General features: G+C 64.8%; 12 protein-coding genes and 1 pseudogene. 4 read left to right on the forward strand and 9 right to left on the reverse strand.

Annotated elements, in window-relative coordinates; all coding sequences use genetic code 11:
* Together HMPREF2581_RS27245 and HMPREF2581_RS27250 are read right to left on the reverse strand one after the other, a co-directional pair.
* Positions 1–215: pseudogene (locus tag HMPREF2581_RS27245) on the reverse strand (aromatic amino acid transporter AroP); the annotation flags it as partial.
* A 101-nt stretch (positions 216–316) separates the two neighbouring features.
* On the reverse strand, positions 317–1783 hold the full coding sequence (locus tag HMPREF2581_RS27250; protein WP_009313820.1) for a glyceraldehyde-3-phosphate dehydrogenase: 1467 nt from the start codon (positions 1781–1783) through the stop codon (positions 317–319).
* A 139-nt stretch (positions 1784–1922) separates the two neighbouring features.
* On the opposite strand from HMPREF2581_RS27250, the gene mfd reads away from it, so the two are divergent.
* Together mfd and HMPREF2581_RS27260 are read left to right on the forward strand one after the other, a co-directional pair.
* On the forward strand, positions 1923–5369 hold the full coding sequence (gene mfd / locus HMPREF2581_RS27255) for a transcription-repair coupling factor (protein WP_003091189.1): 3447 nt from the start codon (positions 1923–1925) through the stop codon (positions 5367–5369).
* A gap of 10 nt (positions 5370–5379) precedes the next feature.
* Entirely contained in the window at positions 5380–6009 is a 630-nt protein-coding gene (locus HMPREF2581_RS27260; RefSeq protein ID WP_003091190.1) for a CsiV family protein, read from the forward strand.
* Between the two features lie 46 nt (positions 6010–6055).
* Here HMPREF2581_RS27260 and HMPREF2581_RS27265 read toward each other — a convergent pair whose 3' ends face one another.
* From HMPREF2581_RS27265 to psrA, 3 genes are all read right to left on the reverse strand, one after another.
* Complete coding sequence (locus HMPREF2581_RS27265) at positions 6056–6793, reverse strand: S-methyl-5'-thioinosine phosphorylase (protein ID WP_003091193.1); 738 nt, start codon at positions 6791–6793, stop codon at positions 6056–6058.
* Between the two features lie 11 nt (positions 6794–6804).
* On the reverse strand, positions 6805–7803 hold the full coding sequence (gene nagZ / locus HMPREF2581_RS27270) for a beta-N-acetylhexosaminidase (protein WP_003118092.1): 999 nt from the start codon (positions 7801–7803) through the stop codon (positions 6805–6807).
* A gap of 201 nt (positions 7804–8004) precedes the next feature.
* Complete coding sequence (gene psrA / locus HMPREF2581_RS27275) at positions 8005–8706, reverse strand: transcriptional regulator PsrA (RefSeq protein WP_003091195.1); 702 nt, start codon at positions 8704–8706, stop codon at positions 8005–8007.
* Positions 8707–8937: 231 nt separating this feature from the next.
* On the opposite strand from psrA, the gene lexA reads away from it, so the two are divergent.
* The gene (gene lexA / locus HMPREF2581_RS27280; protein ID WP_003091196.1) at positions 8938–9552 is read left to right on the forward strand and encodes a transcriptional repressor LexA; all 615 of its coding nucleotides are present in this window, start codon (positions 8938–8940) and stop codon (positions 9550–9552) included.
* Positions 9553–9563: 11 nt separating this feature from the next.
* On the forward strand, positions 9564–10049 hold the full coding sequence (gene sulA / locus HMPREF2581_RS27285; protein WP_003091197.1) for an SOS-induced cell division inhibitor SulA: 486 nt from the start codon (positions 9564–9566) through the stop codon (positions 10047–10049).
* Between the two features lie 21 nt (positions 10050–10070).
* Here the strand turns inward: sulA and HMPREF2581_RS27290 are convergent, their stop codons facing one another.
* The 4 genes from HMPREF2581_RS27290 to HMPREF2581_RS27305 all read right to left on the reverse strand — a co-directional run bounded on the left by HMPREF2581_RS27290 (position 10071) and on the right by HMPREF2581_RS27305 (position 14095).
* Positions 10071–10304, reverse strand: a complete 234-nt coding sequence (locus HMPREF2581_RS27290) for a hypothetical protein (RefSeq protein WP_003109483.1) — start codon at positions 10302–10304, stop codon at positions 10071–10073.
* A 205-nt stretch (positions 10305–10509) separates the two neighbouring features.
* Complete coding sequence (locus HMPREF2581_RS27295) at positions 10510–11028, reverse strand: DUF6586 family protein (RefSeq protein ID WP_003091199.1); 519 nt, start codon at positions 11026–11028, stop codon at positions 10510–10512.
* Positions 11029–11134: 106 nt separating this feature from the next.
* Positions 11135–13741: a type I DNA topoisomerase gene (gene topA / locus HMPREF2581_RS27300; RefSeq protein ID WP_003091201.1), complete on the reverse strand. Its 2607-nt coding sequence runs from the start codon at positions 13739–13741 to the stop codon at positions 11135–11137.
* Positions 13742–13831: 90 nt separating this feature from the next.
* Entirely contained in the window at positions 13832–14095 is a 264-nt protein-coding gene (locus HMPREF2581_RS27305) for a DUF1653 domain-containing protein (protein WP_003109484.1), read from the reverse strand.
* Between the last annotated feature and the right edge of the window lie 61 nt (positions 14096–14156).

Genomic DNA, 14156 nt, shown 5'->3' on the forward strand with positions numbered 1-14156 from the left:
TCGACGATCATCTCGCCGAGCTGGCGCATGATCAGGAAGGCGATGAAGCCGCCAATGGCGTAACCGAGGATCATCGACGGGCCGGCCGTCTTGATGACGCCCGCCGAGCCGAGGAACAGCCCGGTGCCGATCGCCCCGCCCAGCGCGATCAACTGGATGTGGCGATTCTTCAGGCCACGCTTCAGCTCGCCCTGGTGCAGATGTTGACCATCCATTGAAAAACCCTAAATCGAAGTGAGTAGTTTCTTGTTCTGGTTATCCACAGAAATGAAAAACGGGAGCCCGAGAGCTCCCGTTTTCCTCTACGCCTCGCGCATCAACGCGGGAAGGCCGGCGGGTTGACCCCAGCCATGTCTTCCATCACGCGCACTACCTGGCAGCTGTAGCCGAACTCGTTGTCGTACCACACGTACAGGACGACACGGTTGTCGTTGCAGATGGTCGCCTCGGCGTCCACCACGCCGGCATGGCGCGAACCGACGAAGTCGGTGGAAACCACTTCCTGGGAGCTGACGAAGTCGATCTGCTTCTGCAGGTCCGAGTGCATGGCCATCTGGCGCAGGTACTCGTTGATCTCTTCGCGGGTGGTGGCCTTTTCCAGGTTCAGGTTGAGGATCGCCATGGACACGTTCGGCGTCGGCACGCGGATCGCATTGCCGGTCAGCTTGCCTTTCAGCACCGGCAGGGCCTTGGCCGCGGCGGTGGCGGCACCGGTCTCGGTGATCACCATGTTCAGCGGCGCGCTGCGGCCACGACGACTGCCCTTGTGGAAGTTGTCGATCAGGTTCTGGTCGTTGGTGTACGAGTGGACGGTCTCGACGTGACCGTTGACGATGCCGTACTGGTCGTTGACGGCCTTCAGCACCGGCACGATGGCGTTGGTGGTGCAGGAGGCGGCCGAGATGATCTTGTCGTCGGCGCCGATGTCGGTGTGGTTGATACCGTGCACGATGTTCTTCAGCGCACCCTTGCCCGGAGCGGTAAGGACCACGCGATCGATCCCCGGGCACTTCAGGTGCTGGCCGAGGCCTTCGGCGTCGCGCCACTTGCCGGTGTTGTCGACCAGCAGGGCGTTCTTGATGCCGTACTGGGTGTAGTCGATCGACGCCGGGTCGTTGGAGTAGATCACCTGGATCAGGTTGCCGTTGGCGGTCAGCGTGTTGTTTTCTTCGTCGATGGTGATGGTGCCGTCGAACGGACCATGCACCGAGTCCCGACGCAGCAGGCTGGCCCGCTTGACCAGGTCGTTCTCGGCGCCCTTGCGCACGACGATCGCGCGCAGGCGCAGGCCGTCGCCGCCGCCGGTCTTCTCGATCAGGATACGCGCCAGCAGGCGACCGATGCGGCCGAAGCCGTAGAGCACGACGTCGGTGCCTTCGCGGGCATCGCCGTTCTGCTTGCCGGCCACTTCGGCCAGCTCGGCCTTGACGAAGTCCTCGATGCTGCGGCCGTTACCTTCTGCCTTGAACTTGGCGACCATCTTGCCCAGATCGACGGAAGCGGCGCCCAGCTTGAGCTCGCTCATCGCCTTGAGGATCGGGAACGTCTCGTGAACCGACAGCTCGGCGTCATCAGCCATGCGATGACGGGCGAAACGATGCGCCTTCATGATCGCGATCACCGAGCGGTTGATCAGACCACGGCCATGGATCGAGGTCACCACATTGTTATTGCGGTAGAGCTGGCCAATCAGCGGGATCATGGCTTCCGCGATGGCTTCACGATCGATCCATTCACCGAGACACTGGTCGGGCTTCTGAGTCACGGGCAATACCTTCCACATGTAGGGGATGAAAAAAGGGGCTACATTATGACCGCGCCGGCCAGGCTCGGCAATCTGCAGCAGTCGGAAGACTGACATCCAGCAGTCGGGAAAGTTACAATCCGGCAGGTCAAATTCCCGACCGGAGCCCAGCTTGCCCGTGTCCGTACTGCGTCTTCCCAGCCTGCCGGCCAGCGCCGGCAAGCAACACTGGGGCAACCTCCCCGGTGCCGCGCTGAGCCTGGCTGTCGCCGAGGCCGCCAGTTCCGCCAAGCGCTTCACCTTGCTGCTGACCGCCGACAGCCAGAATGCCGAACGCCTGGAACAGGAACTGCGGTTCTTCGCCCCCGACCTGCCGGTATTGCATTTCCCCGATTGGGAAACCCTGCCCTACGACGTCTTTTCGCCGCATCAGGACATCATTTCCCAGCGCATCGCCGCCCTCTACCAGTTGCCGCAGCTCAAGCACGGCGTGCTGGTGGTGCCGATCTCCACCGCCTTGCACCGCCTGGCGCCGACCCGCTTCCTGCTCGGCAGCAGCCTGGTCCTCGACGTCGGCCAGAAACTCGACGTCGAGCGGATGCGCCTGCGCCTGGAAGGCGCCGGCTACCGCTGCGTCGACACGGTCTACGAGCACGGCGAGTTCGCCGTCCGCGGCGCACTGATCGACCTGTTCCCGATGGGCAGCGAGTTGCCCTTCCGTATCGACCTGTTCGACGACGAGATCGAGACCCTGCGCACCTTCGACCCGGAGACCCAGCGCTCCATCGACAAGGTCGAGTCAATCCGCCTGCTGCCGGCACGCGAATTCCCCCTGAACAAGGAAGCGGTCACCGGTTTCCGCGGCCGCTTCCGCGAGCGCTTCGACGTCGACTACCGGCGCTGCCCGATCTACCAGGACCTCGCCAGCGGTTTGACACCCTCGGGAATCGAGTACTACCTGCCGCTGTTCTTCGAGGAAACCGCGACCCTCTTCGACTACCTGCCGCAAGACACCCAGGTGTTCTCCCTGCCCGGCATCGAACAGGCCGCCGAGCAGTTCTGGAATGACGTACGCAGCCGCTACGAGGACCGCCGGGTCGATCCGGAACGGCCATTGCTGCCGCCGGCGGAAGTGTTCCTTCCGGTGGAAGACTGCTTCGCCCGGCTGAAGAACTGGCCACGGGTGGTCGCCAGCCAGGAGGACGTCGAGCCGGGCGTCGGGCGCGAGCGCTTCCCGGCCCTGCCGCTGCCGAACCTGGCGATCGAAGCCAAGGCCGCCGAGCCGCTGGCCGCGCTGCGCCGGTTCATCGAGGAGTTCCCCGGCCGCGTACTGTTCTGCGCCGAATCGCCCGGACGCCGGGAAGTCCTGCTGGAGCTGCTGGCCCGACTGAAGCTGCGCCCCGAGGAAGTCGACGGCTGGCCGGCCTTCCTCGCCAGCCAGGCACGCCTGGCGATCAGCATCGCGCCGCTGGACGAGGGCCTGCTGCTGGACCATCCGGCACTCGCCCTGGTCGCCGAAAGCCCGCTGTTCGGCCAGCGCGTCATGCAGCGCCGGCGCCGGGAAAAGACCCGCGACGGCGGCGACGCGGTGATCAAGAACCTCACCGAGCTGCGCGAAGGCGCGCCGGTGGTGCACATCGACCATGGCGTCGGCCGCTACCTGGGCCTGATCACCCTCGAGGTGGACAACCAGCAGGCGGAATTCCTCATGCTGCAATACGCCGAGGACGCCAAACTCTACGTGCCGGTCGCCAACCTGCACCTGATCGCCCGCTACACCGGCGCCGACGACGCCCTGGCGCCGCTGCACCGACTCGGCTCGGAAACCTGGCAGAAGGCCAAGCGCAAGGCCGCCGAACAGGTTCGCGACGTCGCCGCCGAACTGCTCGACATCTACGCCCGCCGCGCCGCCCGCGAAGGCTTCGCGTTCAAGGATCCGCAGGCCGACTACGCGACCTTCTCGGCCGGCTTCCCGTTCGAGGAGACGCCGGACCAGCAAAGCGCCATCGAGGCGGTGGTCGCCGACATGCTCGCGCCCAGGCCCATGGACCGCCTGGTCTGCGGCGACGTCGGCTTCGGCAAGACCGAAGTGGCGATGCGCGCGGCGTTCGTCGCCGTGCATAGCGGCAAGCAGGTGGCGGTGCTGGTGCCCACCACCCTGCTCGCCCAGCAGCACTACAACAGCTTCCGCGACCGCTTCGCCGACTGGCCGGTGAGCGTCGAGGTGATGAGCCGCTTCAAGAGCGCCAAGGAAGTCGAGAACGCCGCGCGGCTACTGGCCGAAGGCAAGATCGACATCCTCATCGGGACCCACAAGCTGCTCCAGGAAGACGTGAAGTTCGCCAACCTGGGGTTGGTCGTGATCGACGAGGAACACCGCTTCGGGGTGCGCCAGAAGGAGCAGCTCAAGGCCCTGCGCAGCGAAGTGGATATCCTCACCCTCACCGCCACGCCGATCCCGCGGACCCTGAACATGGCCGTCTCCGGCATGCGCGACCTGTCCATCATCGCCACGCCGCCGGCGCGCCGCCTGTCGGTGCGCACCTTCGTCATGGAGCAGCAGAACGCGGTGATCAAGGAAGCGCTGCTCCGCGAACTGCTGCGCGGCGGCCAGGTGTACTACCTGCACAACGAAGTGAAGACCATCGAGAAGTGCGCCCGCGACCTCGCCGAACTGGTCCCGGAGGCGCGCATCGGCATCGGCCACGGACAGATGCACGAGCGCGAGCTGGAACAGGTGATGAGCGACTTCTACCACAAGCGCTTCAACGTGCTGGTGGCCTCGACCATCATCGAGACCGGCATCGACGTGCCCAGCGCCAACACCATCCTCATCGAGCGCGCCGACAAGTTCGGCCTGGCCCAGTTGCACCAGTTGCGCGGCCGCGTCGGTCGCAGCCACCACCAGGCCTACGCCTACCTGCTGACACCGCCGCGCCGTCAGATGACCCCGGACGCCGAGAAGCGCCTGGAAGCCATCGCCAACGCCCAGGACCTGGGCGCCGGCTTCGTCCTCGCCACCCACGACCTGGAGATCCGCGGCGCCGGCGAGTTGCTCGGCGACGGCCAGAGCGGGCAGATCCAGGCGGTCGGCTTCACCCTCTACATGGAAATGCTCGAACGGGCGGTGAAGGCCATCCGCAAGGGCGAGCAGCCGAACCTCGAGCAGCCGCTGGGCGGTGGGCCGGAGGTCAACCTGCGGGTGCCTGCGCTGATCCCCGAGGATTACCTGCCCGACGTGCATGCCCGGCTGATCCTCTACAAGCGCATCGCCAACGCCCCTGACGAGGAAGGTTTGCGCGAGTTGCAGGTGGAGATGATCGACCGCTTCGGGCTCCTGCCCGATCCGGCGAAGAACCTGATGCGCCTGACCCTTCTGAAGCTGCAGGCGGAAAAACTTGGAATCCTCAAGGTCGATGCCGGACCGCAGGGCGGTCGTATAGAATTCGCCGCCGATACCCAGGTCGACCCGCTGGTACTGATCAAGCTGATCCAGGGCCAGCCGAACCGCTACAAGTTCGAAGGCGCAACCCTGTTCCGCTTCCAGGTGCCCATGGAACGACCGGAAGAACGCTTCAATACCCTGGAGGCGCTGTTCGAGCGCCTGACACCGCAAACCACCTAAGGATTAGCCTATGCGCTTGTTCCGTTGCCTTGCCCTGCTGCTCTCACTGGCCGCCCCCGCGGCATTCGCCGGCGGTCCCTACCAGGTGGAACTGGTGGTGTTCCGCCAGGCCGGCGATGCCGTGCCGTCCAGCCAGCCGGCGCCGGACGACTGGGCCACCGGCGCACAGCCGCTGGCCAGCGACGCCCTGCGCGCCACCGCGCTCGACAACCAGCTCGCCAAGCTCAGCCAGGACAACGGCTACACCGTGCTGCTGCACAAGGCCTGGCGCCAGGACATCGGCGAGACCCCGGTGAAGATCGCCCTCAGCGAAGGCCAGGAACAGGATCATCATTTCCCGGTGGAAGGTACGCTGACCCTCAGCCAGGTGCGCTTCGTCGACATGGAGGCCGATTTCTGGGTCAATCGCTTCGGCGACGACGGTTTCCTCGCCGGCAGCCAGCACATCAGGCAGGGCACGCGGCTGAAGAATGGCGAACTGACCTATCTCGACCATCCGAGCCTGGGCATCCTGATCAAGGTGGTGCCGGTCGGCGCCCGTCCCGCCGCCCCCAATCCCATGGAAATGGAAGAACAGCAGGCACCGGCGGACGCGCCTCCCGTCGAAGGCGGTTTCGACGCCGCACCTCCTGCGCAATAGCGAAAAAGGCCGCAATAGCGGCCTTTTTTTTCGTTGCGATGGCCGCCTAGCCGGCCAGGACCCGCGCCAACACCTCGCGCACCTTGCCGATGCCATCGTGCAATGCCTGTTCGATTTCGGCCATGGTGATGATCCCCGCCGACTTCCCCGCCGCGGGATTGACCACCAGCGCCAGGCAGGCGTAGGGCAGGTCCAGCTCGCGGGCCAGTGCCGCCTCGGGCATGCCGGTCATGCCGACGATATCGTTGCCGTCCCGCTCCAACCGGGCGATTTCCGCCACCGTTTCCAGGCGCGGCCCTTGGGTGCAGGCGTAGACCCCATGGCTGCTGTGCGCCAGCCCCAACGCACGCAATGCCTCGATCAGGCGCTGGCGCAACGGCTCGTCATAGGGGTGGCTGAAGTCGATATGGGTGACATGCTCGATATCGCCGGCGAAATAGGTGTGCTCGCGTCCCGAGGTGTAGTCGATCAACTGGTGCGGCACGCACAGGTGCCCCGTTCCCATCGCCGCATGGATGCCACCCACCGCGTTCACCGCGATCACCGCCTCGGCACCCGCCTGCTTCAGCGCCCAGAGATTGGCGCGGTAGTTCACCTGGTGCGGCGGGAAGCGGTGCGGATGACCGTGACGCGCCAGGAACAGCACCTCGCGCCCGGCGTAGCGGCCACGCTGGAGCGGCGCGGACGGCGCGCCATACGGCGTTTCGATCGGCAGGGACTCGCTCAGCGTCAGCCCTTCCAGCTGGGTCAGGCCGGTTCCTCCGATAATCGCGTAGACACTCATCGACAGCTCCCTCAATCAATCAGTTGCGCGGCGCGCAACGCGGACAGTGCTTCCAGCCAGCGCGGCTGCTGGCGATAGTCGGTATTCGCGTAGCCCTTGCCGCGCATGCGTTGCAGACGCGACGGCGGGGTCACCTTCAGGCGTTGCAGGGCAGCCAGGGCCAGCTCGGCGGAAGCCCGGTCGTTGCACACCAGACCCATGTCGCAGCCCGCGGCCAGGGCGGCCTCGATGCGGCTGGCGGCGTCGCCGACCACATGGGCGCCGGCCATCGACAGGTCGTCGCTGAAGATCACCCCGTCGAACTTCAGCTCGCCGCGCAGGATCTCCTGCAACCAGCGCCGGGAAAAGCCGGCGGGCTGCGGGTCGACCTGCGGATAGATGACATGGGCCGGCATCAGCGCGTCGAGCTGTCCGGCCAGGCGGGCGAACGGAACCAGGTCGCTGCGCCGGATTTCCTCGAGGCTGCGCGCGTCTTCGGGAATCGCCACATGGGAGTCGGCCTCGGCCCAGCCGTGACCGGGAAAATGCTTGCCGGTGGCGGCCATCCCGGCGGCATGCATGCCGCGAATGAAAGCACCGGCAAGCAGCGCGGCACGCTCCGGGTCGCCCTCGAAGGCGCGGCTACCGACCACGGCGCTGCGCTGGTGATCGAGATCCAGCACCGGCGCGAAACTCAGGTCGAGGCCTACCGCCTGCACCTCGGTCGCCATCAACCAGCCACAGTGCTCGGCCAGCTCTTCGGCATTGGGGTTGTCGGCGATCGCGCGCATCGCCGGCAGGCGCACGAAGCCCTGGCGCAGGCGCTGCACGCGCCCTCCTTCCTGGTCGACGGCCAGCAACAGGTCGGGACGGATGGCGCGAATGGCCGCACACAGTTCGCGAACCTGGGCAGGATGCTCGATGTTGCGAGCGAAGATGATCAGCCCGCCCACCTCGGGGTGGCGCAGGATTTGGCGGTCCTCGGCGGTCAGCCAGGTGCCGCCGATGTCGAGCATCAGAGAGCCTTGCATGAAGAGTCCTATGGCCTGGAAATCAGCGAAGCCCGCCGTCACGGGCCTCAGACAGCGCACACTGTACTGCACCCGGCAGAAAGACTTAAGCCCCGAGGCAGTACCGCGCGCCTGCCAATGGAGCCGGCCCGGCGCATGGAGTTCCGCCCGGAGCACAGAGAAAGGAGAAAGGAAAACGGCGCCCTCGGGCGCCGTCTGCGATCAGGCCTTGGCGGGCGTCTTGTTCCGCGGGCGCAGTTGCGCCCCGGCCAGCAGCGGATCGTCGATGCCGCTCTCGGCGCGCATGCCGGCGGCGAAGAACGGCACCATCAGGTGCATCACCTGCTCGGTGGAAGTGTTCACGCCGAAATCGGTTTCCGCCATCGCCCGCAGGGCCTTGATCCCCGACATGCTGAAGGCGGCCGCGCCGAGCATGAAGTGCACGCGCCAGAACAGCTCGATGGGCGGCAGCTTCGGCGCCGCCTCGTTGACCAGCAGCATGTAGCGCCGGAAGACCTTGCCGTAGACCTCTTCCAGGTACTTGCGCAGGTGCCCCTGGCTCTGGCTGAAGGCCAGGCCGAGCAAGCGCATGAAGATCGACAGGTCGTTGCCGCTGCGCGGCTTCACCGCCATCGCCTGGGACACCAGCAGGTGCAGGAGGTCCTCCAGGGTGGCGTGCTGGGCCTCGGGCTTGGCCTGGCGACGATCCAGCTCCTTTTCCAGGCTGGCGCAGAATGGCCCGAGGAAGCGCGAGAACACCGCCTGGATCAGCGCCTTCTTCGAACCGAAGTGATAATTCACCGCCGCCAGGTTGACCCCGGCCTTGCTGGTGATCAGACGCAACGAGGTTTCGGCGAAGCCTTTTTCCGCGAACAGCTGTTCCGCCGCATCGAGAATGCGTTCGACGGTTTCCGACTGGGCCATGGTTTCTCCGCCTGACAAACACTTGTTTGAAACATACGTTTCAGCCACATCCCTTGTCAAGCGGCAGATGACGCACCAGTCAGGAAAATTACAGAGAAGTCCCGAAAAACGGAAGCAAGACACTGGCCAACTTCATCGTGACGCAGGACGAAATGTCATGCGGAAAATCATTGCCACGCCTCGCTCACTGTATATAATCCCAGTCACTGGATAAAAACACAGAGCGACGACATGCAGAAGCTGACGCCCCGCCAAGCCGAGATCCTCTCCTTCATCAAGCGCTGCCTGGAAGACCACGGCTTTCCGCCGACCCGGGCGGAAATCGCCCAGGAACTCGGCTTCAAGTCGCCGAACGCCGCCGAGGAGCACCTCAAGGCGCTGGCACGCAAGGGCGCCATCGAAATGACTCCGGGCGCCTCTCGCGGCATCCGCATTCCCGGCTTCGAACCGCATGCCGCCAACGACGATGAGGGCCTGCCGGTGATCGGACGGGTCGCCGCCGGCGCACCGATCCTCGCCGAACAGAACATCGAGGAATCCTGCCGGATCAATCCCGCCTTCTTCAATCCTCGCGCCGACTACCTGTTGCGCGTGCGCGGCATGAGCATGAAGGACATCGGCATTCTCGACGGCGACCTGCTGGCCGTCCACGTCACCCGCGAAGCGCGCAACGGCCAGGTGGTGGTCGCGCGGATCGGCGAGGAGGTCACGGTGAAACGCTTCAAGCGCGAAGGCAGCAAGGTCTGGCTGCTGGCGGAAAACCCTGAGTTCGCTCCGATCGAAGTCGATCTGAAGGAGCAGGAACTGATCATCGAAGGCTTGAGCGTCGGCGTGATCCGACGCTGACAGGAGATACCATGCAGACCTCCCACTCGCTGCCCAGCGCCCAGTTGCCACTGTTCCAGGAAGCGTTCTGGGCCAGCAACGGCGCTCCCTTGCTCGACGATGTCATCGACAGCCCTTCCAGCGCCTCCATCGAGGAACCCGCTGCCTTTAGCGAACTTTCGCTCAGCGGCCTGCCAGGGCACTGCCTGACCCTGCTCGCACCGATTCTCCGCGAGCTCAGCGAGGAACAGGATGCCCGCTGGCTGACCCTGATCGCTCCGCCGGCGAGCCTGACCCATGAATGGCTGCGCCGCGCCGGCCTGAACCGCGAGCGCATCCTGCTACTGCAGGCGAAGGACAACGCCGCTGCCCTGGCGCTCAGTTGCGAGGCCTTACGCCTGGGCCGCAGCCACACCGTGGTCAGTTGGCTGGAACCGCTGAGCCGGGCGGCGCGCAAGCAACTGTCCCGCGCCGCCCAACTGGGCCAAGCACAGAGCCTGAATATTCGTCTGGGTTGAAAAAACGGCGGGGGACAGCGTTCAGTGCAGGACGCGGGGGCCTTCGTCGTGTTCCATCTCGCCCTCGGCAAGACGACCGGCCATTTGCACGCCGACATTGAACATGGCCTTGGCCACTTCGACATGCTGGCCTTGCAGGAAATTCTTCGCGTCCCCGGAGAACTCCAGGGTCACCAACGCCTCCTCGTCATCGGCGCGACGCAGCACGATGCGCCCGTCGGGCATTTCTACGATTTCAAGGAAGGATGTTGGCATGACAGACGCTCTCTACGAAGACGCGACATTGTAACAGCCCATCCAGTGCATCCCTAGCCCGCATCCGCCTTCCGGTTCCGCTCTCGCGCCTGTAACGGCGGTTCCAGAGCGCCCGGACGGCATCCGCTAAATTTTTTTGCTGGCAAATCAACCGAGTGGAACGGTAGGAAAATTTCCTACCGCTGATCGGCGAATGACGACGGCGTTACAGCTCCGTCAGGCTCTCGCGAAAACGCAGGACCAGTTGCTTCAGCGACTGCCGCCATTCCTCGAGGGTCTCGCGAGAAAGCAAGGGGGCGTCTTCGTCGATACTCACGGCAACGATCAACGGTGTGCTGGGGTCGATCTTCGCTGCCTTGGTCGGTCGCGGCGGCAGGAACAGCTCGGAGTAGGCGCCCAGCAACTGGCCCAGCCAGGTTTCCGGCTGCGACGCCAACTCCACCAGCTCAGCCAGCTCGGGGCTGGGCGCGGCCGCCAGCACTTCGGCATTCAGCAATGCATCCACGCGAGGAGCGGCAGCCTGCGGCAGACGGTAGTAACCGGCGATCTCATGGCATACACCGAGCACTGCGCCATAAAGGTGGAACAGCGCCGATTCGCGCTCCCCCTGGATGATCGCCTGGGCATTCATCGCCCGCTCGGCATCGGCTCGCTTCCAGGCCTCCAGAGCCAACCCGGCGAAATACAGCTTCTGGTTGGTGCGGGTATAAAGCTCTTGGGCCATGCCGGTACTCCCGATTAAAACTGGAAGGAATGCGGAGCGCAGGCCAGGTCAGCGCCCGGCCTTCGCGCAGTATAAGCGCGCCCCATGCAAGCGGGCGCGCCATCCATCAGCGCTTGTCTTCGACCTTCCACTTGCCGCCATCGTAGAAGGCGCGCCAGCCGGTGGGCTTGCCATCGACCTCGGACTGCACGTATTGCTCCTTGGTCTTGCGGCTGAAACGGATCACCGCGGGACGGCCGTCCGGGTCTTTCTGCGGGGCGTCGCAGAGGTAATGGTACTTGGGATCCAGCTCGGCCTTGTGCGGGATGATCTCGCTCACCAACGGCGCGCGGGTCTCGCGGTTCTTCGGGAACTGGCTGGCGGCCAGGAACATGCCCGAAGCGCCGTCGCGCAGCACGTAGATATCGTCCACCTTCTCGCACTTCAATTCAGGCATGCGGATGGCGTCCATCTTCGGCGGCGCCGCCTCGCCATTCTTCAGCAGCTTGCGGGTGTTCTTGCAGGTCGGATTGGTGCAACCGAAGAACTTGCCGAAACGGCCGGTCTTCAACTGCATCTCGCTGCCACACTTGTCGCATTCCAGGCTCGGCCCTTCGTAGCCCTTGATCCGGTACTGGCCTTCCTCGATCTCGTAGCCCGGACAGTCGGGGTTGTTGCCGCAGATATGCAGCTTGTGTTTCTCGTCCAGCAGGTAGGCGTCCATCGCGGTACTGCAGATCGGGCAGCGATGCTTGCCACGCAACACCCGCGACTCGGACTCGCCCTCGTCGTCCGCGGCGATCTCGTCGCCGGGAATCAGGTTGACGGTCGCCTTGCAACGTTCCTTCGGCGGCAGGCTGTAGCCCGAGCAGCCGAGGAACACGCCGGTGGAGGCGGTACGAATCATCATCGGCCGGCCGCACTCGCGGCAGGGAATGTTGGTCAGGGTCGGCTGGTTGGCGCGCATCCCCTTCTCGCTGACTTCGGCCACCTCGAGCTTCTTCTTGAAATCGCCGTAGAACTCGTCGAGCAGGTGCTTCCAGTCGCGCTCGCCCTGGGCCACGTCGTCGAGATGCTCCTCCATCCCGGCGGTGAAACCGTAGTCCATCAGGTTGGCAAAGCTCTCGTTGAGCCGATCGGTGACGATGTCGCCCATCTTCTCCGCATAGAAGCGGCGGTTGTGGGTGGTTACGTAGCCGCGCTCCTGGATGGTGGAGATGATCGCCGCGTAGGTCGAGGGGCGGCCGATACCGCGCTTCTCCAGTTCCTTGACCAGGCTCGCTTCGGAGTAGCGCGCCGGCGGCTTGGTGAAGTGCTGGCTCGGATCGAGCTTGATCAGCTTGAGGTTCTCGCCTTCCTTCATTTCCGGCAGGACGTCGTCCTCGCCCGGCTTGCTCTGCTGCGGCAGTACCCGGGTATAACCGTCGAACTTGAGGATGCGGCCCTTGGCGCGCAGTTCGAAATCGCCGGCGGTGACGCTCACGCTGGTCGAGAGGTATTCGGCCGGGGTCATCTGGCACGCCACGAATTGGCGCCAGATCAGGTCGTACAGGCGCTCGGCGTCGCGCTCCATGCCGGACAGCTGGGTCGGCTTGAGGTTGACGTCGGAAGGACGGATCGCCTCGTGCGCTTCCTGGGCGCCCTCCTTGCTCGAGTAGACGTTGGCCTTGCCCGGCAGGTACTTCTGGCCGAACTCGTCCTCGATGAAACCGCGGACCATGCCAATGGCATCGGCCGACAGGTTGGTCGAGTCGGTACGCATGTAGGTGATGTAGCCGGCCTCGTAGAGACGCTGGGCCATCATCATGGTCTTCTTCACCCCGAAGCCCAGGCGGTTGCTCGCCGCCTGCTGCAGGGTGGAAGTGATGAACGGCGCCGAGGGTCGGCTGGAGGTCGGCCGGTCCTCGCGCTTGGCGACGCTATAGGCCGACGCCTTGAGCTTTTCCAGGGCCGCCATGGCCTGGGCTTCGTTGAGCGGCTTGAAGGCCTCGCCCTTCTCACGGGTAACCTCGAAGCGCACGTTGGCGCCCTTGGCGGTACCGAGGTCGGCATGCACCTCCCAGTACTCTTCCGGGACGAAGGCGCGGATCTCGCGTTCGCGCTCCACCACCAGCTTCACCGCCACCGACTGCACGCGGCCGGCGGACAACCCGCGGGCAATCTTCTGCCAGAGCAGCGGCGAGACCATGTAGCCGACCACGCGGTCGAGGAAACGCCGCGCCTGCTGGGCGTTCACCCGGTTGATATCGAGCTCGCCGGGCTGGGAGAAGGCCTCCTGAATGGCCTTCTTGGTGATTTCGTTGAATACCACGCGCTTGTAGCGGCTTTCGTCACCGCCGATGGCTTCCCGCAGGTGCCAGGCGATGGCCTCCCCTTCGCGGTCCAAGTCGGTCGCGAGATAGACGGTGTCGGCGTCCTTGGCCAGGCGGCGCAGCTCGTCGATGACCTTTTCCTTGCCGGGCAGGATCTCGTACTTGGCCTTCCAGCCATGCTCGGGGTCGACCCCCATGCGCGAGACCAGTTGGCGCCTGGCCTTCTCCTTCGGTGACAGCGCCGGCGCCTCGGAGGCGCTCTTGCGGCCCTTGGCCGCCGGCTCCTTGGAACTCGACGAACCACTGGTGGGCAGGTCACGGATGTGGCCGATGCTCGACTTCACCACGTACTGGCTACCCAGGTACTTGTTGATGGTCTTGGCCTTGGCCGGGGATTCCACGATGACCAGCGATTTACCCATGGATCGGAAGGTTCCTGCGTCGAAAAGATGAATATAAAGAAGGGAGCGACTAGCGCGGCACCGCTATATATAGTGGCGAACGAGCCAAGGTCAAGCGCGGTCTTCCCCGCCGGGAGCTTTCTGCAAGCCCAGGGGATCGGCCTCGGGACTCACCAGGACGAAGCGCGGCACCCACTCGCCATCGACCTCCACGGCCTCGGTGAACATCTCCAGCGGACGCACCCAGAGACCGAATTCGCCGTACAGCGCCTGGTAGATCACCAGCGCCTCTTCCGTCTCCGAATGCCGCGCGACACCCAGGACCCGGTAGTTCTGTCCCTTGTAATGACGATAGAGCCCAGCCTGCAGGTCCATGTTCCTTACCTTGTCTCGAAAATCGGAAAACAACGGCACAATGCCGACATACAACAGCCCG

Source organism: Pseudomonas sp. HMSC057H01 (assembly GCF_001836405.1).
Taxonomy (GTDB): Bacteria; Pseudomonadota; Gammaproteobacteria; order Pseudomonadales; family Pseudomonadaceae; genus Pseudomonas; species Pseudomonas aeruginosa.

What these genes read in the sequence shown, in the direction of transcription:
- sulA (WP_003091197.1), top strand. Translation starts at nt 9,564, where the DNA reads ATGCAGACCTCCCACTCGCTGCCCAGCGCCCAGTTGCCACTGTTCCAG.
- HMPREF2581_RS27305 (WP_003109484.1), bottom strand. Translation starts at nt 14,095, where the DNA reads ATGGACCTGCAGGCTGGGCTCTATCGTCATTACAAGGGACAGAACTAC.
- psrA (WP_003091195.1), bottom strand. Translation starts at nt 8,706, where the DNA reads ATGGCCCAGTCGGAAACCGTCGAACGCATTCTCGATGCGGCGGAACAG.
- nagZ (WP_003118092.1), bottom strand. Translation starts at nt 7,803, where the DNA reads ATGCAAGGCTCTCTGATGCTCGACATCGGCGGCACCTGGCTGACCGCC.
- topA (WP_003091201.1), bottom strand. Translation starts at nt 13,741, where the DNA reads ATGGGTAAATCGCTGGTCATCGTGGAATCCCCGGCCAAGGCCAAGACC.
- HMPREF2581_RS27250 (WP_009313820.1), bottom strand. Translation starts at nt 1,783, where the DNA reads ATGTGGAAGGTATTGCCCGTGACTCAGAAGCCCGACCAGTGTCTCGGT.
- lexA (WP_003091196.1), top strand. Translation starts at nt 8,938, where the DNA reads ATGCAGAAGCTGACGCCCCGCCAAGCCGAGATCCTCTCCTTCATCAAG.
- HMPREF2581_RS27260 (WP_003091190.1), top strand. Translation starts at nt 5,380, where the DNA reads ATGCGCTTGTTCCGTTGCCTTGCCCTGCTGCTCTCACTGGCCGCCCCC.
- HMPREF2581_RS27265 (WP_003091193.1), bottom strand. Translation starts at nt 6,793, where the DNA reads ATGAGTGTCTACGCGATTATCGGAGGAACCGGCCTGACCCAGCTGGAA.
- HMPREF2581_RS27290 (WP_003109483.1), bottom strand. Translation starts at nt 10,304, where the DNA reads ATGCCAACATCCTTCCTTGAAATCGTAGAAATGCCCGACGGGCGCATC.
- HMPREF2581_RS27295 (WP_003091199.1), bottom strand. Translation starts at nt 11,028, where the DNA reads ATGGCCCAAGAGCTTTATACCCGCACCAACCAGAAGCTGTATTTCGCC.